This is a genomic window from Pseudomonas sp. PDM27 (assembly GCF_019219205.1).
Classification (GTDB): Bacteria; Pseudomonadota; Gammaproteobacteria; order Pseudomonadales; family Pseudomonadaceae; genus Aquipseudomonas; species Aquipseudomonas laurylsulfatiphila.
This window is the reverse complement of record NZ_JAHUWF010000006.1, coordinates 249232-272364: the sequence shown is the minus strand read 5'-3', so window position 1 is coordinate 272364 and position 23133 is coordinate 249232. Positions and strand designations below refer to the sequence as shown.

18 protein-coding genes are annotated in these 23133 nt (G+C 59.3%); 10 read left to right on the top strand and 8 right to left on the bottom strand.

From position 1 onward, the window contains the following. Positions 1 to 50: 50 nt before the first annotated feature. From KW838_RS15275 to KW838_RS15260, 4 genes are all read left to right on the top strand, one after another. Positions 51 to 443: a response regulator gene (locus KW838_RS15275; protein WP_218501477.1), complete on the top strand. Its 393-nt coding sequence runs from the start codon at positions 51 to 53 to the stop codon at positions 441 to 443. Positions 444 to 690: 247 nt separating this feature from the next. After that, a complete protein-coding gene (locus KW838_RS15270; protein ID WP_007973494.1) occupies positions 691 to 1317 on the top strand; it encodes a response regulator transcription factor in 627 nt (208 codons plus the stop codon). Positions 1318 to 1325: 8 nt separating this feature from the next. Continuing rightward, the gene (locus tag KW838_RS15265) at positions 1326 to 4967 is read left to right on the top strand and encodes a transporter substrate-binding domain-containing protein (RefSeq protein WP_218501476.1); all 3642 of its coding nucleotides are present in this window, start codon (positions 1326 to 1328) and stop codon (positions 4965 to 4967) included. 49 nt (positions 4968 to 5016) lie between these two features. Continuing rightward, positions 5017 to 7962 carry an HD domain-containing phosphohydrolase gene (locus KW838_RS15260; protein ID WP_218501475.1) on the top strand — a complete coding sequence of 982 codons (2946 nt, stop codon included), beginning with the start codon at positions 5017 to 5019 and terminating at the stop codon, positions 7960 to 7962. Here the strand turns inward: KW838_RS15260 and KW838_RS15255 are convergent, their stop codons facing one another. Beyond that, positions 7963 to 8445: a GAF domain-containing protein gene (locus tag KW838_RS15255; RefSeq protein WP_218501474.1), complete on the bottom strand. Its 483-nt coding sequence runs from the start codon at positions 8443 to 8445 to the stop codon at positions 7963 to 7965. It lies immediately after the preceding gene. Further along, positions 8442 to 9332 carry an ATP-binding protein gene (locus tag KW838_RS15250; RefSeq protein ID WP_007973504.1) on the bottom strand — a complete coding sequence of 297 codons (891 nt, stop codon included), beginning with the start codon at positions 9330 to 9332 and terminating at the stop codon, positions 8442 to 8444. Before KW838_RS15250 ends, KW838_RS15255 begins: the two co-directional genes overlap by 4 nt. Positions 9333 to 9497: 165 nt before the next feature. Here KW838_RS15250 and KW838_RS15245 point away from each other — a divergent pair, with 165 nt between their 5' ends. Beyond that, complete coding sequence (locus tag KW838_RS15245; RefSeq protein ID WP_218501473.1) at positions 9498 to 11819, top strand: response regulator; 2322 nt, start codon at positions 9498 to 9500, stop codon at positions 11817 to 11819. Here the strand turns inward: KW838_RS15245 and KW838_RS15240 are convergent. From KW838_RS15240 to msrB, 3 genes are all read right to left on the bottom strand, one after another. Beyond that, positions 11803 to 12264, bottom strand: coding sequence for a MarR family winged helix-turn-helix transcriptional regulator (locus tag KW838_RS15240; RefSeq protein ID WP_102700809.1), 462 nt, complete (start codon positions 12262 to 12264; stop codon positions 11803 to 11805). The two genes, KW838_RS15245 and KW838_RS15240, sit on opposite strands and share 17 nt — an antisense overlap. Next, entirely contained in the window at positions 12261 to 12746 is a 486-nt protein-coding gene (locus KW838_RS15235) for a glutathione peroxidase (RefSeq protein ID WP_008002671.1), read from the bottom strand. The genes KW838_RS15240 and KW838_RS15235 overlap by 4 nt, the downstream gene beginning before the upstream one ends. A 226-nt stretch (positions 12747 to 12972) precedes the next feature. Next, entirely contained in the window at positions 12973 to 13368 is a 396-nt protein-coding gene (gene msrB / locus KW838_RS15230) for a peptide-methionine (R)-S-oxide reductase MsrB (RefSeq protein WP_007973511.1), read from the bottom strand. 226 nt (positions 13369 to 13594) lie between these two features. On the opposite strand from msrB, the gene KW838_RS15225 reads away from it, so the two are divergent. Next, on the top strand, positions 13595 to 14806 hold the full coding sequence (locus tag KW838_RS15225) for a pyridoxal phosphate-dependent aminotransferase (protein ID WP_007973513.1): 1212 nt from the start codon (positions 13595 to 13597) through the stop codon (positions 14804 to 14806). A gap of 317 nt (positions 14807 to 15123) precedes the next feature. Then, positions 15124 to 16014: a protease HtpX gene (gene htpX / locus KW838_RS15220; protein ID WP_007973520.1), complete on the top strand. Its 891-nt coding sequence runs from the start codon at positions 15124 to 15126 to the stop codon at positions 16012 to 16014. 177 nt (positions 16015 to 16191) lie between these two features. Here htpX and KW838_RS15215 read toward each other — a convergent pair whose 3' ends face one another. After that, a complete protein-coding gene (locus KW838_RS15215; protein WP_102700345.1) occupies positions 16192 to 16848 on the bottom strand; it encodes a thiopurine S-methyltransferase in 657 nt (218 codons plus the stop codon). Positions 16849 to 16950: 102 nt separating this feature from the next. Between KW838_RS15215 and KW838_RS15210 the strand changes: the two genes are divergently transcribed. Further along, positions 16951 to 17718, top strand: a complete 768-nt coding sequence (locus KW838_RS15210; RefSeq protein WP_218501472.1) for a class III extradiol ring-cleavage dioxygenase — start codon at positions 16951 to 16953, stop codon at positions 17716 to 17718. 151 nt (positions 17719 to 17869) lie between these two features. Here the strand turns inward: KW838_RS15210 and KW838_RS15205 are convergent, their stop codons facing one another. Beyond that, positions 17870 to 19543 carry a DEAD/DEAH box helicase gene (locus tag KW838_RS15205; RefSeq protein ID WP_007973525.1) on the bottom strand — a complete coding sequence of 558 codons (1674 nt, stop codon included), beginning with the start codon at positions 19541 to 19543 and terminating at the stop codon, positions 17870 to 17872. A 424-nt stretch (positions 19544 to 19967) separates the two neighbouring features. On the opposite strand from KW838_RS15205, the gene KW838_RS15200 reads away from it, so the two are divergent. Then, positions 19968 to 20759: a crotonase/enoyl-CoA hydratase family protein gene (locus tag KW838_RS15200; RefSeq protein WP_218501471.1), complete on the top strand. Its 792-nt coding sequence runs from the start codon at positions 19968 to 19970 to the stop codon at positions 20757 to 20759. Between the two features lie 115 nt (positions 20760 to 20874). On the opposite strand, the gene KW838_RS15195 is transcribed toward KW838_RS15200, so the two are convergent. Then, positions 20875 to 21630 (bottom strand): spermidine synthase, encoded by a 756-nt coding sequence (locus KW838_RS15195; protein ID WP_218501470.1) that lies wholly within the window; start codon positions 21628 to 21630, stop codon positions 20875 to 20877. Between the two features lie 150 nt (positions 21631 to 21780). Here KW838_RS15195 and KW838_RS15190 point away from each other — a divergent pair, with 150 nt between their 5' ends. Beyond that, entirely contained in the window at positions 21781 to 23127 is a 1347-nt protein-coding gene (locus tag KW838_RS15190; RefSeq protein ID WP_007973530.1) for a class II 3-deoxy-7-phosphoheptulonate synthase, read from the top strand. Positions 23128 to 23133 lie beyond the last annotated feature (6 nt).

The window sequence follows — 23133 nt, the reverse complement described above, 5'->3', positions numbered from 1 at the left end:
TCTCGCGAAACAATCACCCTCCCTTCTGTTCGACAGATGAAGTGCGCACCATGGCCGAAGACGATCTACGCATCCTCGTGGTGGAGGACCACCCCTTCCAACTGATAGCCACTCAATACCTGCTGGAAAGTTATGGCTTCACCCGACTGACTACCGCCGACAGCGCCAAAAGCGCCATGCAGCACATGCTCGGGGTCGACCAGCCGTTCGACATCCTTTTATGCGATCAATGCCTGCCCGAGCTGACAGGGCTCGATCTGGTCCGGTTCGCCAGTCAGCAAGGACTGATAAGACAGGCGATCATACTGAGCAGCCTGACGACGTCTGAACTGGATGAACTTGTAAAAACGGCCACTGAACACGGGCTGCCATTATTGGGTTACTTGATAAAACCCCTGAAACAATCTGAATTTATAAGCCTGTTGACCCTGGCACCAACATAAACAAAAAGCACATATAAAAACCGACAAATGCACAGCGTAAAACTTACAGACAACTTCTTTAAAAAGTTTTCCAGACCGCCGGACTCCCCCAGACTTCCTAATAAGAAACCTAGTTAATACGTAGTCCAATTCCTTTTAATTTGTAGGATTTCTCCTATATTGCTGCTACAGCCCGGTCCGTTCATGCGTCCCTTCAAGTATCTGAGCTAAGGTGCGCGCTTTATTTGAGCTCGCATGGGACTTGATTATGAACTCCGTTTTTATTGTCGACGATCACCCGGTTATCCGCCTTGCCGTTCGAATGTTACTGGAACACGAAGGTTACAAAGTCGTCGGCGAAACTGACAATGGGGTCGACGCCATGCAGATGGTTCGCGAATGCATGCCGGACCTGGTCATTCTCGACATCAGCATTCCAAAGCTGGATGGCCTGGAAGTCCTGTCCCGGTTCAACGCAATGAGTAATCCGCCTAAAACACTGGTACTGACCGCACAATGCCCGACACTCTTCGGTATTCGTTGCATGCAATCCGGAGCCTCGGGTTATGTCTGCAAACAAGAGGACATCAGTGAACTGGTAAGTTCTATAAAAGCAGTATTTTCAGGTTACAACTATTTCCCGAGTGAAGCCTTGAACCCCATCCATGGAGATGAAACACGCTGCATCGAATTGGAACTGTTCAAGTCTGTAAACGACCGGGAACTGATGGTCCTGCAACTTTTTGCCCAAGGTCGCACAAACAAGGAAATCGCCAAGGGCATGTTTCTGAGCAACAAGACCGTAAGTACCTACAAAAAGCGCCTCATGCAGAAACTCAAAGCCAAATCCCTGGTTGAACTGATCGAGATGGCAAAACGTAACGCACTCGTGTGAGAACCTGGATGCCCAGCCGTTTGAAGGTCTATCTGATTCAAGTGACCGCAGGTCTATGCGTGAGCACCTCGTTGTTCGGAGCACCGGGCAATGAACATTACGCACTGCTCAGCCGCTCGAAGGTCGGGGCGCTGGAGATTCGACTGGATGAATCCCAGCAACATTGGATAAACAATAAAAATCAACTGACGCTCGGCACGTCGGCCCCGGACTATCCCCCTTTCGACCTGACCACCAGTGGCCAGGACTATGAAGGCTTTACCGCCGATTACGCTGGCCTCCTGGAAAAAGCAACCGGGTTGCCCGTCAAGGTTCAGCGATTCGAATCCCGAGGGGCCGCGATCGCCGCGCTGCAGAACGGCGATGTTGATCTGCTTGGCACCGCCAATGGATTCGAAGCAGGCATTGCCGAGATTGCCCTGTCCATACCCTATGCCGTCGACCAACCCGTATTGGTGACCCGCGAAGGGGAAACCCGATCCCTCACCGATGGCCTGGCCGGATTGCGCCTGAGCATGGTGTATCACTATTTGCCGCTGGCGGAAGTCAAGGCGCTGTACCCAAAGGCGATCATCACGTCCTATCCGTCCTACCAGAATGCGATCAATGCCGTTGCCTTCGATCAGGCGGATGTGTTTCTCGGCGACACGATTTCAACTCACTACATGATCAACAAGGGGTACTTGAACAACATCCGGATGGCCAACTTCGGCAAACATGAAGCCCATGGTTTCAGCTTTGCCGTCAACAGGAACAACCCCGAGCTGCTCGGCATCATCAACGCAATGATCAGGACCGTCCCCTCCAGTGAGCGAGAAAACATCGCCAAACGCTGGAGCGCCGGAAGCGACATTCTGCTGACCGATCAAAAGCTGCAACTCACTGACCGGGAAGAACGCTGGCTGGCACATCACCCGATTGTGCGCGTCGTCGTCAACGAAGCCTTTGCGCCACTGACATTTTTCGATAGCAATGACAACTTTCGCGGGGTCAGCGCGGATTTGCTTGAGCTGATCAGGCTGCGCACCGGCTTGCGCTTTGACATCCAGCGCAGTCGAAACGATGACGAGATGATCAAACAGATCAAAAACAACCAGGCCGATGTGATCGCCGCGATGCTCCCCAGCGCCAAACGTCAGTCCCAGCTGAACTTTACCCGCCCCTTTCTGGAAAATTCCTACGTCCTGCTGACGCGCAAAGCCGCCGACAGTCCGACCAACCTCGAGCAGTTGCAGGACAAGCGCCTGGCCATTGCCCGCGGCAATCCACTCAAGGATTACCTGCGCAGAGAGTTTCCCCGGATCAAGCTGATCGAAACCCCGGACACCTTCAGCGCCGTAGAGATGCTCGCCGAAGGTCAGGCCGAGGGCGTGGTGAACTCACTGGTCATTGCCAATTACTTCATTTCGTCGCGGCTGTTCGAACACACCTTGCAAATCAGCACCACCATCGGCACCGAGCAGGCAGCGTTCTCCCTGGCCACTGCACGGGACGCCAAAGAGCTGAACGCCATTCTGAACAAGGCGCTGCTGAGCATCTCTCCGGAGGAACTGGGCATCATCAACAGTCGCTGGCGCGGCTATTCGGCGTCCTCGCAAAGCACCTGGCGCAACTATCAAAGGCTGTTCTACCAAATCGTCATCGGCGCCGGTGCGCTATTGCTGATTTCCATTGCCTGGAACGACTACATGCGACGCCAGATCAAGCAGCGCAAGGCCGCCGAGCGTGCATTGAACGATCAGCTCGAGTTCATGCGATCGCTGGTCAATGGCACGCCCCATCCGATCTACGTACGTGATCGCCAGGGGCTGCTGCAAAGTTGCAACGACAGTTACCTGCAAGCGTTCTGCGCCAGGCGCGAAGATATCATCGGCAAAAGCGTCATGCAGGGGCCGATGAGCAATGTCTTCGAAGCCCGGGAGTACCAGGCTGACTACCAGCGCGTGGTGACCGAGGGCAGACCGTTGATCGTCGATCGCGAACTGCACATAGGTGGCCGGCGGCTGACGATCTATCACTGGATTCTTCCCTACCGCGATTCCAGCGCGAAAGTGCAAGGCATTATCGGTGGCTGGATCGACATCAGCGAACGCCGGCAACTGCTCGATGATCTGCGTTGCGCGAAAGAACACGCCGATAACGCCAACCGGGCCAAAAGCACGTTTCTGGCCACGATGAGCCATGAGATCCGCACACCGATGAATGCAATCATCGGCATGCTTGAACTGACACTCAAGCGTCTTGATCATCGGCACCCGGAGCGTCAGGCCATCGATGTCGCGTACAACTCGGCGAAAGGGTTGCTGGAACTGATTGGCGACATCCTCGACATTGCCAGAATCGAATCCGGGCGCTTGAGCCTGAGTCCGGAGCGCGTTAATCCGGGTGAACTCGTGGCCTCGGTCGTACGGATTTTCGATGGCCTTGCCCGACAGAAGGAACTCGAACTGAAGCTGGAGTTTTCTTCGGCCCACCCGACCTTCGATGTGTTGCTGGACCCTTTGCGCTTCAAGCAGGTGCTGTCCAACCTGATCAGCAATGCCATCAAGTTTACCGAGCAAGGCCAGGTCCGGGTCATTGTCGACCTGCACCCGGCAATGCAGCCAGATCGTGTGCAAATGCGGGTGCAGGTTCACGACAGTGGCATCGGGATCAGCGAACAGGATCAATACCGGCTGTTCGAGCCCTTCGCCCAGGCCGACAACGCCACTCAATCGACCAGGGGGGGTGCAGGGCTGGGGCTGGTCATCAGCCGCAATCTCTGCGAGATGATGGGCGGCAGTCTGCAACTGCGCAGCGAACCGGGTGTCGGCACACAAGTGGAGGTATTGCTGCACCTGGCAACGTTACCGCTGCAACAATCCGCCCAGGTGGCCGAGGCGCAAATTGTCGTCGCCACAACCCCGTTGAATGTTCTGGTGGTCGACGATCACTCGGCCAATCGTTTGCTCACCTGCCAGCAACTGGAGTTTCTAGGCCATCATTTTACCGTCGCGGCCGATGGCCGGGAGGGATTGGAGGCATGGACAGACCAACCGTTTGATCTGGTGATCGCCGATTGCAACATGCCGGTCATGAACGGTTACGAGCTGGCCCGTGCCATTCGCCAGCATGAAAGCCAAAACCATCGCCCTCCCTGCACTGTGCTCGGTTTTACCGCCAACGCCCAGCCGGAAGAAATACAACGCTGCAAACAGGCCGGAATGGATGACTGCCTGTTCAAACCCCTTAGCCTCGGAGCCTTGAGCCAGTGGATGGAAAACATTGAACCCACCCATGCAGCCCCGCCGTTCAGCCTGCACGGGTTGAAACTGCTGACCGGGGGAAACCCCCAGTTGAACCGCAGATTGCTCAACGAGTTGGTCAACAGCAACCGCCAGGATCTGCAAACGCTACTGTCGCTTTCCAGCTCCGGGGATACGCAGGCGCTGCAGGACATTGCCCACAAAATCAAAGGCGCAGCCCGGATAGTGCATGCCTCCCCCCTGATCGACCGCTGCGAGGCGCTCGAAGCCGCCTGCCATGGGGAGGTCGATCGCGAAAAAGTGGCCGGATGCTGCCAATCCATGGAGCGCGCCATGCTTGAGCTGGAGGACGCGTTACTCCGTCAGATCAAGCATTACGACGAAGGCAAAATGACAGAGCCTTAACTATGCTTGGACCCTCGGCAGTGTGTTGACCCTCATGGAGAAACCCGCAATGCCTGACCCACTGCGCACGGATCCACGCCGGTTTCCACTGCATGTCCATATCAGCGTGATGTTCACCTTTCTGTTGTTGCTGACCGGGGTGCTGCTGGGTCTTTTCAACTACCGGCAAACGACCCAGATCATACTGTCCAGCAGTGAAAAACTCTTCAACCGTATCGAGCAGGATGTCCGGCTGGACCTGCACGCCACCTATGAACCCATTCGCCACCTGTTGAGCCTGCTGGCACTCAATCCGGCGGGCCAGTCCGCTGATCTGGAACACCGCCTGGCACTGCTCGAACCGTTCAGCCAGTCACTCGAGGACAACCCCAATCTGGCGTCGCTGTACCTGGGCTACGACAACGGCGACTTTTTCATGGTCCGCCCGCTGCATGCCCCAGAGGTCAAAGCCCTGGTCAAGGCTCCGGACACGGCGGCATACCAGGTCTGGAGCATTGAGCACGACAGCAGCGGCCAGGCTCGTTCCCAGTCTTTGTTTTTCGACCGGAACCTGGCCCTCGTCAGCCGCCAGGACAACCTGAACGACACCTACGACCCTCGCAGCCGTGCCTGGTTTACCAGTGCCCGTAGCGACAATGACCAGATCACAACCGAACCCTATGTCTTTTTTTCTACCCATGACATTGGCACGACACTGGCACGACGCAGTGGCGACAAGGCAATCATGGCCGCCGACCTGACCCTGGCCGAACTCAGCGCGACCCTGGCCAAGCACGTCGTGACCCCCCATACCGAAATCGTGCTGTTCGATGCCGAAGGCAATGCCATTGCCTACCCCGACAGCCGCAGGCTGATCATCGATGATCAGACATCCCGCCTGATCAAGGCCGCGGACCTGAGCCCCAGCCTGGGTGCGTTGCTCAACAATCCCTCTCAAGGCAGTCGCCTGGAGGTCAACGGCCGGCAGTGGATCGTGGCGCGCAGCAGCATTCAGGAGGGCGGCCCCCAAGGCCTGCAACTGGCACTGCTGGTACCGGAAGACGAGTTGCTCGTCGATGCTTACCGGATGCGCTGGCAAGGTGCGCTCATTACCCTGGCCACGCTGCTGTTATGCGTGCCACTGGGTTGGTTGACGTCAAGAATCCTGGTCAAACCCTTGCGTGCCCTGGTGCAGGAGGCCGATGCGATTCGCAGTTTCGATTTCAATTTTCCGCTTTCCCGTCGCTCGCCGGTGCTCGAAGTCGACCAACTGAGCGTATCGATGGCACGGATGAAGGACACGCTGGCGAGCTTCTTCCAGATCACTGACAGCCTCAGCGCCGAAAACCGTTTCGCCCCGCTGCTGGAACGGGTGTTGTTTGAAACCGTGAAAATCGCTCAGGCCCAGGCCGGCCTGATCTATCTGCGCGAAGGTGATGGCGGGTACATGGAACCCCACGGACTGGTCATCAATGACACCACCGAAAACCTGCAATCCTTCGACATCCGCGGACACTCACTGGAAAACCCGCAAAGCCCCCCATGGCTGCAGCAACTGGCAAAGGTCGACAACGTCGTCAGTAACCTGGGGTTCGAGCAAGCGGGCGATCTGCAGAAAGTCTTGCTCGCGCTGAAAAGTCCCCGGGTCCATCTGATCGGAATCCGCCTGCATAATCGTCACAACGAAACCGTGGGCCTGCTGGTGTTGCTATTGGCCGACAGCGGCGAGCAAAGCGATCTGGACAAACTGCGGCCGGACCGCATTGCGTTTCTCCAGGCAGTGTCCGGCGCGGCGGCCGTGTGTATTGAAAGCCAGCGCCTGCAAGCCCGGCAAAAACAGCTGCTGGACGCCTTCATTCAACTGCTGGCCGGTGCCATCGACGCCAAAAGCCCCTATACCGGCGGCCATTGCCAGCGCGTGCCGGAACTGACCCTGATGCTTGCCCGGGCGGCGGCAGCCAGCCAGGACCCCGCCTTCAGCGCCTATCGGCCGACCGAAGATGAATGGGAGGCACTGCACATCGCTGCCTGGCTGCACGATTGCGGCAAGATCACCACGCCGGAATACGTCGTCGACAAAGCCACGAAGCTGGAAACCCTGACCGATCGCATCCACGAAATCCGCACTCGCTTCGAGGTACTCAAGCGCGATGCCTGGATCAGCTACTGGCAGGCCATTGCCCTGGGCGGTGACGAGCAAACGCTGGCAGAACTGCGTGATGCCAGCCTCGCCGGGCTGGATGATGATTTCGCCTTCATTGCCCGTTGCAATCTGGGTGGCGAAGCCATGGCCGACGCTGATCTGCAACGCCTGCGCAGCGTGGCTGAACGCACCTGGACCCGGACCCTGGATGACAGGCTGGGCGTGTCCTGGGAAGAGAACCGGCGTCAGGCTCGAACGCCCGCCCCCACCCTGCCCGTCAGCGAACCCTTACTGGCGGACAAACCCGAGCACCTGTTCGAACGCAGCGAAAACGAGGTGATACCGCAAGACAACCCCTTGGGCTTCAAACTCGACGTTCCGCCCCACAAATACAATCGGGGTGAGCTGTACAACCTGAGCATTGTCCGGGGCACCCTGACCAGCGAGGAGCGTTATGTCATCAATAACCATATCGTTCAGACGATTCTGATGCTCAACCATCTGCCGTTCCCCGGGCACCTGCGCAGCGTCGCGGAAATAGCCGGCGGGCATCACGAAAAAATGGACGGCAGTGGTTATCCGAAACGCTTGAAGCGAGAAGACATGAGCCTGCCGGCGCGAATGATGGCGATTGCCGATATTTTCGAAGCGCTGACGGCCGCCGACCGCCCCTACAAAAAAGCCAAGACCCTGAGCGAGGCGCTGGGCATCATGGCGTTCATGTGCCGTGATGCCCACATCGACCCGGAACTGTTCGGGCTGTTCATCAAGGCACAGATCTATTTGCAGTACGCCAGGCGCTTCCTCGACCCCGCGCAGATCGATGCGGTGGACGCATCGGGCCTGCTGGCCAAGGCGGGCCTGGCGTCTTGATCAGCAGTCGGTCAGGCGCAGGAAAATCGCCGCCAGTTGCTCGATACCGGCCTGGTCCTGCGGGGTAAACCGCGCCAGTTTCGGGCTGTCGAGGTCGAGCACGCCGATCAATCGGCCGTCTTTGACCAAAGGCACCACCAGTTCGCTGTTCGAGGCGCTGTCACAGGCAATGTGACCAGGAAACGCGTGCACATCTTCGACCAACTGGGTCTGCAAGGTAGCGGCTGCCGTTCCGCAGACGCCGCGACCAAACGGAATTCGCACGCAAGCGATCTGCCCCTGAAACGGGCCCAGCACCAGCTCCTCATGGCGGTTGAGGTAGAAACCGGCCCAGTTCAGGTCATCAAGCTGATTGAACAGAAACGCCGAGAACTGCGCGGCATTGGCGATGAAGTCCCGCTCGTCCGCCAGCAATGACTCCAACTGCGCGTGCAGCATGCCGTAGCCTTCGAGGCCCTGGCCGCTCTTTTGTAAATCGATCATGCCTTGTGCTCCAACAGTTTCAGCCCGACCCAGTAACGGGCAAATTGATAAGCGCAACGTCCATTGCGATTGCCTCTGCCAGTGGCCCAGCGTACCGCCAGGATGTCCAGCTCTTCGCTGCGCTGCCATGCCAGTCCGGCCTTGCCGGCCAACTGGCCGATCCAGTGCTCGACAACGTTGAGGAAGTGTTCCTGGGTAAACGGATAGAACGATAGCCACAGGCCGAAGCGGTCCGACAGCGCGATCTTGTCTTCCACCGCCTCGCTCGGATGCAACTCGCCGTCGACCCGCTTCCAGTTCTCGTTGTCACTTTCCTTTTCCGGCACCAGGTGGCGACGGTTCGACGTGGCGTACAGCAAGACGTTGTCCGGCGCCTGTTCCAGCGAGCCATCGAGTACGCTTTTGAGCACTCGGTAATCGCCCTCGCCCGACTCGAACGAAAGGTCATCACAAAACAGCACGAAACGCTGGGGCAGTTTGCCGATCTGTTCGACCACGCGCGGCAGATCTGCCAGGTGATCGCGTTCAATCTCGATCAGACGCAAACCAGCTTGAGCGTGCTCGGCCAACAAGGCACGCACCAGCGACGACTTGCCGGTGCCGCGCGAGCCCCAGAGCAAGGCGTGGTTGGCGGGCATGCCATCGAGGAACTGTTGGGTGTTGCGCCCCAGTTGCTCAACTTGCCGGTCGACGCCGATCAGGTCCGACAGGCGCATGTCGAGGCTGACCTGCAGCGGCATCAGATAACCGCCGCGAGACTCACGCTGCCAGCGCGCGGCCAGGCATTGCGTCCAGTCGATGGCTGGCCGGGGTGCCGGCAGCAACGGCTCGATACGGGCCAGAACGGCATCGGCGCGTTCAAGAAAAGCATTCAATCGGGAATCCACGACTTCTCCTCGGGCACGTTCACAGTAATGATGGTGATACAGCGACGAAACACAGCGTCACACAAGCGGCTGCCCCCGCGGTACAGGCCTCGCGAGAACATCAACAGGCAGGCATGATCGACTATGCTTGAGCAGCGAAAGGAAACGGAAGTGGTTCACCCCCCCATGGATATCAAATTCACCAACCGGCTGTCATTCAAGCAAGCCCGGCTGACCGTGCTGGTCGGTTTCATTCTGGGCACGCTGCTCAGCCTGCTGCAAATAGGCATCGATTATGCCAGTGAAGACGCCTCCATCAATCGTGAAATCCTTTCATTACTGGAAATCAGCCACAACCCGGCCTCGCGAATCGCCTACAACATCGACGCCGAACTCGCCAAGGAACTGACCCAGGGCCTGCTGCGCTCGCCGGCGATCATCGGCGCGAAACTGACCGACAACAACGGCACCGTACTGGCGAACTCCAAGCGACCCGAGGTGCAAAACGGCTACCGGATGCTCAGTGACTTCCTGTTCGGTGCCAGCCGACAGTTCGAAGACCGGCTTTACCTGGATCATCTACCCAGCGAATCCCTGGGTACGCTACGGCTGAAGGTCGATACTTACGCCTTTGGCAACCGGTTCCTGCGCCGGGCCGAAGTGACGCTGATCAATGGCTTCGCCCGCAGCCTGCTGCTGTCCGGCATCCTGCTGGCGCTGTTCTATGTGATGCTGACCAAACCCCTGGTGCGGGTGATCCGTGAGCTCAGCGGTCGCGACCCGGGCAACACCGAGCCGACGTCACTGGAGTGTCCCGTCGGGCACGCCAACGATGAGATCGGTGTACTGGTCAAGGTTGCCAACCAGCAATTCAAAAACATCGCCACCGAAATCCGGCAGCGGCGCAACGCGGAAAACCGCCTGACCGAATATCTTGGCCAACTGGAAAACATCGTCTCGGCCCGCACCGCCGAACTCAAGGCGATCAACGCCCGGCTGAGCCAGTCCAACGAGGAACTGGAAGCCGCGCGCAGTACCGCCCTCGACATGGCCGAAGCCCGCTCGGTGTTCCTGGCCAACATGAGCCATGAAATCCGCACGCCCCTCAATGGCTTGCTCGGGATGATCGCGCTGTCCCTCGACGGACCGCTGAATGCCGAACAACAGCAACAGCTGTCGATTGCCCACGACTCGGGCAAGGTACTGGTGGAACTGCTCAACGATATCCTCGATTTGTCGAAGTTCGATGCCGGTCAACTCGAACTCGAACACATCCCTTTCGACCTCGGTTCGCTGATCGAGGACACCGCCAACCTGTTGTCGCAAAACGCCGCCCCCAGCGTCGAACTGACCTGCCTGATCGATCCGCATTTCCCGGCACTGGTGCTCGGCGATCCGACCCGGGTGCGGCAGATCGTCAGTAACCTGCTGTCCAACGCCCTCAAGTTCACCCGTTTCGGGCGTGTCGACGTACGCCTGTCGACATTCGGGGACGGCGTCAGAATAGAAGTGTGCGACACCGGCATCGGCATCCCTCAGGAAGCCCAGGCCAGGATCTTCCAGCCTTTCACCCAGGCCGGTGCCGGTATTACCCGCCAATTTGGCGGCACCGGGCTGGGCCTGGCGCTGACCTACAACCTTTGCGAAGCCATGCAAGGGCGCCTGACGATCAGCTCCGAAGCGGGTTTTGGCAGTCAGTTCTGCGCGGATCTGCCGTTACCCAGCCATACCCGCGCAATGCCTGCTGTTGCGCTCAATGGCAAAGTCGTCGCCATCACGGCCGCCAGCAGCGGGCTGGGCGAACTGCTGAACAGCCTGTTGCCTGGCTGGGGGCTGGACTATGAACGGCGCTCCATGGATGACTCACTGCTTGGCCTGGCGGCCGACGTGCTCATCACCGACTGCCCCGAATGCCTGTTCAATTTGCGCCCTGCCCTCAGCGCGCCGATCCTGTTGATCACTGCTTATGGCAATTTCATGCCCGGCGAAGAGGTAAACGCCCTCGCCCCCTTGCAACAACAGGCACGCCCCCTGGCCCGCAATACGCTCTATCAGTGCTTGCGGCGGATCCTGCAACCGGAAATCCACCCGATCAACGATGTCCGGCTCGAAACGCAGAGCCCGCTACGCCGCGGACGCGTGCTGCTGGTGGAAGACAATCCGGTGAACCAACTGGTGGCCAAGGGCATGCTCGGCAAACTCGGCTGCGAGGTGACCACCGCGGCCCATGGTGCCGAGGCCCTGGATCAACTCGAACAACGGGAGTTCGACCTGGTGCTGATGGACTGCAACATGCCAGTGATGGACGGCTATGAGGCCAGCCGGCAAATCCGCCGCAGCGGACGCTGGCCCCAACTGCCCATCGTCGCCCTGACGGCCAACGCCATGTCGGAGGAGCGCGAACGCTGTCGTGCCGCGGGCATGAGCGACTACCTGGCCAAACCCTTCCGGCGCGAAGAACTGGCCGCCCTGCTGGACTTGTGGATCCCCGCTACGACAGCGCCCTGATCTGTCCCAACAGGTGGTCGAGACCCTCGCGCAAGTCGTTGAGACGATTCAGGTCGACCCCACTGTCGCACAACAGGCGCGCCTTGAGTGGCCCGACCTGATCGCGCAAGGCCGTTCCGGCTGGCGACAGGCTCAGGTGCACTTCACGCTCATCGCGCGCCGAACGCTGACGCTGCACCAGTTGCAGTTGTTCGAGGCGCTTGAGCAAGGGGGTCAGCGTGCCGGAATCCAGGGCCAGACGCTCACCCAATGCCTTCACGGTCGGTTGCTCGGGGGCTGCTTCCTGCCACTCCCACAGCACCAGCATCGCCAGGTACTGAGGGTAAGTCAGGCCCAACTGATCGAGCATTGGCTTGTAGGCGCGAATGACTGCACGGGAAGCTGCGTACAGCTTGAAACACAGCTGGCTGTCGAGCTTCAGGGAATCGACGGACAAGGTGTTCATTTGAGCAGGGCTTCGATCTCGCGGGTCAGGTCCTGCGGCTTGGTCGCCGGGGCGAAGCGCTTGACCAGTTGCCCGTCCTTGCCAATCAGGAACTTGGTGAAGTTCCACTTGATGCCCTGGGAACCCAGCACACCCGGAGCGCGCTTTTTCAACTGCACGAACAAGGGATGGGCGCCGGCGCCGTTGACTTCGATCTTTTTGAACAGCGGGAAGCTGACACCGAAGTTCAGCTCGCAGAATTCGGAGATCGCCCCTTCATTGCCCGGCTCTTGCTTGCCGAACTGGTTGCAGGGAAAACCGAGCACTACCAGGCCCTGGTCCTTGTAGGTCTGCCACAACTCTTCCAGGCCTTTGTACTGCGGAGTGAATCCGCACTTGCTGGCCGTGTTGACCACCAGCACAGCCTTGCCGGCGAAGTCCGCCAGGGTCTTTTGCTCTCCCTTGATCGTGGTGCAAGGGATGCTCAGCAGGTTGTCGCTCATGTTTGAGGTTCCGAGTGAATGCCAGAGACAACAAAATAGCGAGCAATTGAATTGTGTGCAATCTATTAATCCAGTCAGGCCAGCTATCCGGCACGTAACCCTGTAGGAGCTGCCGCAGGCTGCGATCTTTTGATCTTGATCTTCTGCGATCCAGAAAAAACAAAATCAAAAGATCGCAGCCTGCGGCAGCTCCTACAGGTTCAGCGCATGGTCCGCTCGCTTCGGATCAGTCGCGAGGAACCAGGTCCAGGCACACCGAGTTGATGCAATAACGCAGGCCTGTCGGCGGCGGACCATCAGGGAAAACATGCCCCAGGTGCGCGTCGCATTTGGCGCAGACCACTTCGGTGCGGATCATGCCGTGGCTGACATCACGGATCTCGGTCATGGCGCTGTCGCCGATCGGCGCGTAGAAACTCGGCCAGCCGCAGCCGGAATCGAATTTGGTCCTGGAGTCGAACAGCGGTTCGCTACAGCAGATGCAGTGGTAGACACCGTCGGTTTTGGTGGCGTTGTATTTACCGGAAAACGGCCGTTCGGTGCCTTTGAGGCGGCACACGTTGTACTGCTCTGGATCGAGCATCGCCTTCCATTCTTCCAGGGTTTTTTCCAACTTTTCCATCATCACACCTCAGCGGCTGAAAAAGCCCGATCTGTACCTTTTCCACGGATCGGGCGGCACGTATGATTGCGCCTCGTAAAACGCCAGTCTGGCAGCCAGACCACGCGCATTCAAACGGAAATATGGGTGCTGCATCTCAAGGCGCCGGGCCTGTGTGAATACGCAGGATTCCCAGCACGGCTGTCCAAACGCCGTCTGGATCGTTCATTTTCGGGAACACATCGCCATGCAGGTCAGCAAATCGAACAAGCTCGCCAACGTCTGCTACGACATTCGCGGCCCGGTGCTCAAGCACGCCAAGCGCCTGGAAGAGGAAGGCCATCGCATCCTCAAGCTGAACATCGGCAACCCGGCGCCTTTTGGTTTCGAAGCGCCGGATGAAATCCTCCAGGACGTGATCCGCAACCTGCCGACCGCCCAGGGCTATAGTGACTCCAAGGGCCTGTTCAGTGCGCGCAAGGCCGTGATGCAGTATTACCAGCAAAAGCAGGTAGAAGGCGTCGGCATTGAAGACATCTACCTGGGCAATGGTGTTTCCGAACTGATCGTGATGTCGATGCAGGCCCTGCTCAACAATGGCGACGAAGTGCTGGTGCCTGCACCTGACTACCCGCTATGGACCGCCGCCGTGAGCCTGTCCGGCGGCAATCCGGTGCATTACCTGTGCGACGAGCAAGCCAACTGGTGGCCAGACCTGGCCGACATCAAGGCCAAGATCACGCCGAACACCAAGGCCCTGGTGATCATCAACCCGAACAACCCGACTGGCGCTGTGTATTCGAAGGAAGTGCTGCTGGGGATGCTGGAACTGGCCCGCCAGCACAACCTGGTGGTGTTCTCCGACGAAATCTACGACAAGATCCTCTACGACGATGCCGTGCACATCTGCACCGCCTCCCTGGCGCCGGACCTGCTGTGCCTGACCTTCAACGGTCTGTCCAAGTCCTATCGCGTGGCCGGTTTCCGTTCCGGCTGGATCGCCATTTCCGGTCCGAAACACCACGCCCAGAGCTACATCGAAGGCATCGACATGCTGGCGAACATGCGCCTGTGCGCCAACGTGCCGAGCCAGCATGCGATCCAGACCGCCCTGGGCGGCTACCAGAGCATCAATGACCTGGTGCTGCCACAAGGTCGACTGCTCGAACAGCGCAACCGCACCTGGGAACTGCTCAACGACATTCCTGGCGTGAGCTGCGTCAAGCCGATGGGCGCGCTGTACGCATTCCCGCGCATCGACCCGAAAGTCTGCCCGATCCACAACGACGAGAAATTCGTCCTCGACCTGCTGCTCTCCGAAAAGCTGCTGGTGGTTCAAGGCACCGCATTCAACTGGCCATGGCCAGACCACTTCCGCGTCGTGACCCTGCCACGGGTCGATGACCTGGAGATGGCCATCGGACGCATCGGCGGCTTCCTCAAGTCCTACCGCCAGTAAGTGCCCGCCACCGTGCGACACGCCTGCGCGTCGCACGGTGATTTTCATCCGGCAACATTTGTTTGCATTGCGTCACTGGCAGTCGTTTTGCCCGCTGCCGGACAACGCCGTGCCTGCTCGCGCCTAACAAAGGCGGGGCGTTCGACATGAATTGACTGACAAACACTTCCTGCACTCGCGTCGGAAATGCCCTGCAAGCAGCTAGACTATTGCCGTAGGACACAGTTTGAAATAGTCACCCGGTTGAATACCCCGGTGCAGCACCTTATATACCCCGCAGTACGCTACATCTTTAGCATGAGGAGATTTCTACAACCATGATGCGCATCCTGCTGTTCTTGGCCACTAACCTGGCGGTCGTGCTGATTGCCAGCATCACCCTGAGCCTTTTCGGCTTCAACGGGTTCATGGCGGCCAATGGGGTTGACCTCAACCTCAATCAGCTGCTGATTTTCTGTGCGGTCTTTGGTTTCGCCGGTTCACTGTTCTCGCTGTTCATCTCCAAGTGGATGGCGAAGATGAGCACCAGCACCCAGATCATCACCCAGCCACGCACCCGTCACGAGCAATGGCTGCTGCAAACCGTCGAGCAACTGTCCCGCGAAGCCGGGATCAAGATGCCCGAAGTCGGTATTTTCCCCGCCTACGAGGCGAACGCCTTCGCCACCGGCTGGAACAAGAACGACGCACTGGTCGCCGTGAGCCAGGGCTTGCTCGAGCGTTTTTCGCCCGATGAAGTCAAAGCCGTCCTGGCCCACGAAATCGGCCACGTGGCCAATGGCGACATGGTTACCCTGGCGCTGATCCAGGGCGTGGTGAACACCTTCGTGATGTTCTTCGCCCGGATCATCGGCAATTTCGTCGACAAGGTGATCTTCAAGAACGAAGAAGGCCAGGGCATTGCCTACTACGTGGCGACCATCTTCGCCGAACTGGTTCTGGGCATCCTGGCCAGCGCCATCGTCATGTGGTTCTCGCGCAAGCGCGAATTCCGTGCCGACGAAGCCGGTGCAAACCTGGCCGGCACCGCCGCGATGATTGGCGCCCTGCAACGCCTGCGGGCGGAACAAGGCCTGCCGGTGCACATGCCCGACACCCTGAACGCTTTCGGCATCAATGGTGGCATCAAGCAAGGGTTCGCTCGCATGTTCATGAGCCACCCACCACTGGAAGAACGCATCGACGCCCTGGCTCGTCGCCGCGGCTAAGAGGTTCCACCGCAAATGAAAAGGCCCGCAGCGATGCGGGCCTTTTTTTGTCTGCTTGAATACTTCGGTGCGTTTCAGGGCCTCTTCGCGGGCAAGCCCGCTCCCACAGGATCTGTGAACGCCACAGATCATTGTGGGAGCGGGCTTGCCCGCGAAGAGGCCTGGACTAACAACTAATTACTGACTGGAAACCCGATACACCCGCTCCTCAAGTCGCGTCACACCCGCCTCCAGGAACTTCCCGCTCTCGCTCAACACGTCCTGATCTTCCAGGATCTTCAGCGCCCATGAGTCCCCGAACAACCGCCGCACCTCATCATCGAGCACAGCAAACGGCGGACCGGGCATTTGCGCCTGGTCATAGTCCAGGGTAATCAGCAGGCCAAGGGACTCCCTCGGCAGAATCCGCTTCAAATGGGCGGCATAGCGCTCTCGCATTTCCGTCGGCAACGCGATCAACGCCGCGCGATCATAAAGCGCGGAGCAATCGGCAACATCGCCGGCCGTCAGCTCAAAGAAATCGCCGCACCAAAGCTCGATGGAACCTGCCCGATAGACCTTGAAAGGCCCCTGCTCACTGACGGCCGGATCAAAGCCATGCTCGCTGAAAAACTCCTCGATGGCTTTTTCCGACAGCTCGACGCCCAGGACCTCATGACCTTGATGGGCGAGCCAAAGCAAATCCAGGCTTTTTCCACATAACGGCACCAACACGCGTGCCCCCTCTTCAAGGCTTAACGCTGGCCAGAACCGTTTCAGATAAGGGTTCACCTGTGGCAGGTGAAAGCCGATCTGATTCGCCGCCCATTTCTTGTGCCAAAACTCCGGCTGCATAAATAACCCCGAAAATTCGATCAAAACACCCTAAAACTTATATTAGATTTAGATTAATGATCTGACTGAAGATGTTGCATCTTAACTCTCAGGAGCTCATTCATGTTCCCCAGCCTGTACATATCCCACGGCTCCCCCATGCTCGCCCTGGAACCCGGTGCCAGTGGACCGGCACTCGCCCGCCTGGCCACCGAGATACCCAGGCCCAAAGCCATCGTGATTGTGTCTGCGCACTGGGAAAGCAACGAGCTGCTGGTCAGCGGCAATCCGCAGCCTGAAACCTGGCATGACTTCGGTGGATTCCCCAAAGCCCTGTTCGAGGTCCAGTACCCGGCACCCGGCGACCCGCAACTCGCCGCAGAGGTTACCGAACTACTGATAACCGCTGGCTTTCCTGCGCGCATCGACAGCAATCGGCCTTTCGACCATGGCGTCTGGGTGCCTTTATCGCTGATGTACCCGCAAGCAGACATCCCGATTGTCCAGGTTTCGCTGCCCACCCGGGCCGGCCCTGCTCTACAGACCCGCGTTGGCCACGCGCTGGCCAGCCTGCGCGAGCACGGCGTCCTGTTGATCGGCTCCGGCAGCATCACTCACAACCTGCGGGAGCTGGACTGGCATGCCGGCCCCGAGAGCGTTGAGCCCTGGGCGCTGGCGTTTCGCGACTGGATGATCGAGAAACTCGCAGCGAACGACGAAGCCGCACTGCATGACTACCGCGCTCAGGCCCCCCATGCCGCGCGCAATCACCCCAGCGACGAACACCTGTTGCCGCTGTACTTCGCACGCGCCGCCGGTGGGCCGTTCAGCATTGCCCATCAGGGGTTCACCATGGGCGCACTGGGCATGGACATCTATCGTTTCGGCTAGCCAAGCAAAAGATCGCAGCCTTCGGCAGCTCCTACGGAGGAATGCGATCCCCTGTAGGAGCTGCCGCAGGCTGCGATCTTTTTTTCAGGCAAAAAAAATCCCCGAACCAGTCGGGGATTTTTCATGTTCGATCAATCAGCTCGAGAGCGGATCAATCTTCGCGGTAGCGACGCAGCTTCAACTGCTTGCCGGCAACGCGAGTGTCCTTCAGCTTGGTCAGCAACTTCTCCAGACCATCTTCCGGCAGCTCGACGAGGCTGAAGCTGTCACGCACCTGGATGCGACCAATCGCTTCACGCGCCAGACCACCTTCGTTGAGGATGGCGCCCAGCAGGTTCTTGGCAGCGATACCGTCACGCGCGCCCAGCGCGGTACGGCAACGTGCACGGCCTTCGCCCAGTGGCATCGGAGCACGACGCTCGCGGTCGCCACGCTCAGGACGATCACCGGAACGCTCTGGACGATCGCCACGCGGTGCATTGTTCGGCACCAGTGGACGCTCTTTCTCGATAGCGGCCAGGTTCAGCGCTTGACCGTTGGTTGCCTTGCGCAGCAGGGCTGCGGCCAGGGCACGCGGGCTGCAACCGATGTCGGCGGTCAGGCGATCGAGCAGATCACCGTGGGTCGATTCGGCTTCAGCCACCAGCGGCGACAGGCTGTTGGTCAGTTTCTTGATGCGCGCATCCAGAACAGCTTGAGCGTCTGGCAGGCGAACTTCAGCAACCTTTTGACCGGTTACACGCTCGATCACTTGCAGCATGCGGCGCTCACGCGGAGTCACCAGCAGCAATGCACGACCTTCGCGACCGGCACGGCCGGTACGGCCGATACGGTGAACGTAGGACTCCGGATCGTACGGCATGTCAACGTTGAACACGTGAGTGATGCGCGGAACGTCCAGGCCACGAGCGGCAACGTCGGTCGCCACAACGATGTCCAGACGGCCATCCTTGAGGGAGTCGATCACGCGCTCACGCTGGTTCTGGGCGATGTCACCGTTCAGCGCAGCGGCTTTGTAGCCTTTGGCTTCCAGGGCACTGGCCAGGTCCAGGGTCGCTTGCTTGGTGCGCACGAACATGATCAGGGCGTCGAAATCTTCCACTTCCAGCAAGCTGAGAACGGCCGAAGTCTTCTGGTCAGCGTGAACCAGCAGGTGAGCCTGCTCGATCGCGGTAACGGTCTGGGTCTTGCTCTGAATCTTGACGTGCTTCGGATCGCGCAGGTGGCGTTCGGCGATGGCACGGATCGACTGAGGCAGGGTTGCCGAGAACAGTACGGTCTGACGGGTTTCCGGCATGGCCTTGAAGATGACTTCCAGGTCGTCCATGAAGCCCAGCTTGAGCATTTCGTCGGCTTCGTCGAGAACCAGGTGGTTCACGGTCGCCAGTACTTTTTCGTCGCGACGCAGGTGGTCGCACAGACGGCCCGGAGTGGCGACAACGATTTGTGCGCCATTACGGATTGCTTTCAGTTGTGGGCCCATCGGCGCGCCGCCGTAGACAGCCACAACAGTCACGCCCGGCATTTGCTTGGCGTAGGTTTCGAAAGCGGTTGCAACTTGTAGCGCCAACTCACGAGTTGGGGCCAGGATCAGAGCTTGCGGCTCGCGCTTGGACGGATCAATGCGGTGCAGAATTGGCAGGGCAAAGGCAGCGGTTTTACCGGTACCGGTTTGCGCCTGACCAATCATATCGTGACCGGCGAGAATGATCGGGATCGACTGCTGCTGAATGGCCGAAGGCTCTTCATAGCCGGTAGCGACTACTGCAGCGACAATATTTGGATGAAGTTCAAGAGCGGCGAAGCCGCCGATTTCCTGGGTCATGGGTCTGCCTCTAAGTGCATCCGCAAAGACCCATGCTCCAAAGCTGCACATGCCGTGTTGAGACTCAAGAGTCGCCCTGGCAGCTTTGTCGGCGGGGATTTGCGAAAACGAATGAATGAAAAGAATCGTCAAGGAAGAGTCCGCTGGGCGGACGTGCAGCCGAAGCTGGCTTCGGGGAATTGCGCTACCTAAACGCGGCCCGGTTAAAGGCCGGCGCGCACTATACCGGAATTCGTCAAAAAAGGGAGCTTTTTTTATCGGAAATCCACCGGATACACCGTTGTGTCACAGGCTTTGCGAATAATCGGTGAGCCGTCTATTTTTCAAAGGCCCGGCCTTGCGGGTGATGGCGCTAAAACGGTTCACCCCTTACCGTGCAGACCGCAGGTCCCCGCACGCCTTTCCCACCCCCGAGGACCGCTCCATGAATCAGTCCAGCTCCAGTCGAGTCAGCCGCGAACGGCGCGGCCATGTGTTCCTGATCGGTCTGGATCGGGTGGCCAAGCGCAACGCCTTCGATCTCGACCTGCTCAACGCGCTGAGCCTGGCCTATGGCGAATTCGAGGCCGACAGCGAAGCGCGGGTGGCGGTGGTGTTCGCTCATGGCGAGCACTTTACCGCCGGGCTCGATCTGGTCAATGCCAGCGTCACACTGGCAGATGGCTGGCAGGTTCCACCCGGCGGCTGTGATCCGTGGGCGGTGTTCGCCGGTCCCAGGGTCAGCAAACCGGTGATTGTCGCCGCCCAGGGTTATTGCCTGACCATCGGCATCGAGCTGATGCTGGCCGCCGACATCAACCTGTGCGCCAGCAACACCCGGTTCGCGCAGATGGAAGTGCAACGCGGGATCTTCCCGTTCGGCGGTGCCACCCTGCGTCTGCATCAGGTGGCCGGCTGGGGCAATGCCATGCGCTGGCTGTTGACCGGGGATGAGTTCGACGCCCGTGACGCCTTGCACCTGGGCCTGGTGCAGGAGGTCATGGCCAGCGAGGACTTGCTGCCCCGGGCGATTGAACTGGCCGAACGGATCGCCCGTCAGGCGCCGCTCGGCGTTCAAGCGACACTGATGTCTGCGCGACAGGCCCGCTATGAAGGGGAAACCGCGGCGGCACAGGCGTTGCCGCTGCTGGTGAAGAAGTTGATGGCTAGCGAGGACGTCAAGGAAGGTGTGCGGTCGATGGTGGAGCGGCGGCCTGGGGTCTTCAAAGGGATTTGATTTTAATTTTTGGCTTTGATGGCCCCTTCGCGAGCAAGCCCGCTCCCACAGGGGATCGCGTTCAAATGTGGGAGCGGGCTTGCCCGCGAAGGGGCCAGTCCAGACAATCAATTAATCAGGTAGCCCGGCGAATGCACTTGATCAACGAATCCAGCGAATACCCCAACCGTGGCGCCAGCGCTTCGGCGCGGGCGATCAGGCCGGCCATGTCCAGATCCTGATCCAGCTCAGAAGGCACGATCAGGATCACGTTGCCCTCCTTCACCGGCAATTCCCAATAGTGGCGGTGATACAAACCGCGCAACAAGGCGGCGCCCAGGGGTTTGCCATCGTCGGTCGCCCACTGATTGATCACCAGCCAGCCACCCGGATTCAATCGCTTCTGGCAGTTTTCCAGGAAGTTCCAGGCCAGATGCCCGACACCGGGGCCGACATCGGTATAAAGGTCGACGAAAATCAGGTCCGCCGATTCTGCGCTATCCAGCAATTCCAGCGCATCGCCAACGCGGATGTACAGGCGTGGATCGTCATCCAGCCCCAGATACTCAATGGCCAGGCGCGGCACGTCCGGGCGCAGCTCGATGGCTTCGACATCTTCCAGCGGCAGGAACTTGAGGCAGGCCTGGGTCAACGTACCGGCGCCGAGACCGAGAAACAGTGCGCTTTCGGGTAGTTCATGGCACAGCGCGCCGATCAGCATCGCCCGGGTATAGTCGTACTCGAGCCAGCTCGGATCGGCGGTGAACACGCAGCTTTGCTCGATGGCATCACCGAACTCGAGAAAACGGTAATCGGCCACTTCCAGCACACGAATCACACCGAACTCGTCCTGTACCTCGGCGAGCAGATGCTCGACGCGTTCCTCAGTCATTTCATCTCCTGACCGTTACCGGGGCCGGCAACGCAATAACACCGCGTGCAGAGAGCGGCAAAGGCGAGATTGTCAGCGATGCGACGGGAACAGGTCACGCACTAATTTGCTGATAACATGGACGTCCGAGCGAAAACACTAGAGACCGTGATGAGCCAACCCTGGAGCCCTGACAGCTGGCGCGCCCTGCCGATCCAGCAACAACCCCGATACCCCGACGCCGCGCATTTGCAGCAGGTCGAGCAGACCCTGGCCAGCTATCCGCCGCTGGTGTTTGCCGGTGAAGCCCGTGAGTTGCGCCGTCAGTTTGCCGAGGTGACCCAGGGCCGCGCGTTTCTGTTGCAAGGTGGCGACTGCGCCGAAAGCTTCGCCGAATTCTCCGCGGCAAAAATCCGCGACACCTTCAAGGTGTTGCTGCAGATGGCCATCGTGATGACTTTTGCCGCCGGCTGCCCGGTGGTCAAGGTCGGGCGCATGGCCGGGCAGTTCGCCAAGCCGCGTTCGGCCAACGACGAAACCATCGATGGCGTGACGCTGCCCGCCTACCGTGGCGACATCGTCAATGGCATCGGTTTCGACGAAAAAAGCCGCGTGCCGGACCCCGAGCGCCTGTTGCAGTCCTATCACCAGTCCACCGCCACCCTGAACCTGCTGCGTGCGTTCGCCCAGGGCGGTTTTGCCGATCTGCATCAGGTGCACAAGTGGAACCTGGACTTCATCGCCAACTCGGCGCTGGCGGAAAAATACAGCCACCTGGCCGATCGTATCGATGAAACCCTGGCGTTCATGCGCGCCTGCGGCATGGACAGTTCGCCGCAGCTGCGCGAAACCAGTTTCTTCACCGCCCACGAAGCGCTGCTGCTGAACTACGAAGAAGCTTTCGTGCGTCGCGACAGCCTGACCAACGATTACTACGATTGCTCGGCGCACATGCTGTGGATCGGCGACCGCACCCGCCAGCTCGACGGCGCCCACGTCGAATTCCTGCGCGGGGTGAACAACCCGATCGGGGTCAAGGTCGGCCCGAGCATGAACCCCGACGACCTGATTCGCCTGATCGACGTGCTCAACCCGGACAACGATCCGGGCCGCCTGAACCTGATCGCACGGATGGGCGCGAACAAGGTCGGCGATCACTTGCCGCAACTGATCCGTGCCGTCCAACGAGAAGGCAAGCAGGTGCTGTGGAGTTCCGACCCCATGCACGGCAACACCATCAAGGCCAGCAGCGGCTACAAGACCCGCGACTTCGCGCAGATCCTTGGCGAGGTGAAGCAGTTCTTCCAGGTGCACGAAGCCGAAGGCAGTTATGCCGGTGGTATCCATATCGAAATGACCGGGCAGAACGTTACCGAGTGCATCGGGGGGGCGCGGCCGATTACCGAGGACGGTTTGTCGGATCGCTACCACACCCATTGCGACCCGCGGATGAATGCCGATCAGTCGCTGGAACTGGCGTTTTTGATTGCTGAAACCCTGAAGCAGGTTCGTCGATAAACGATA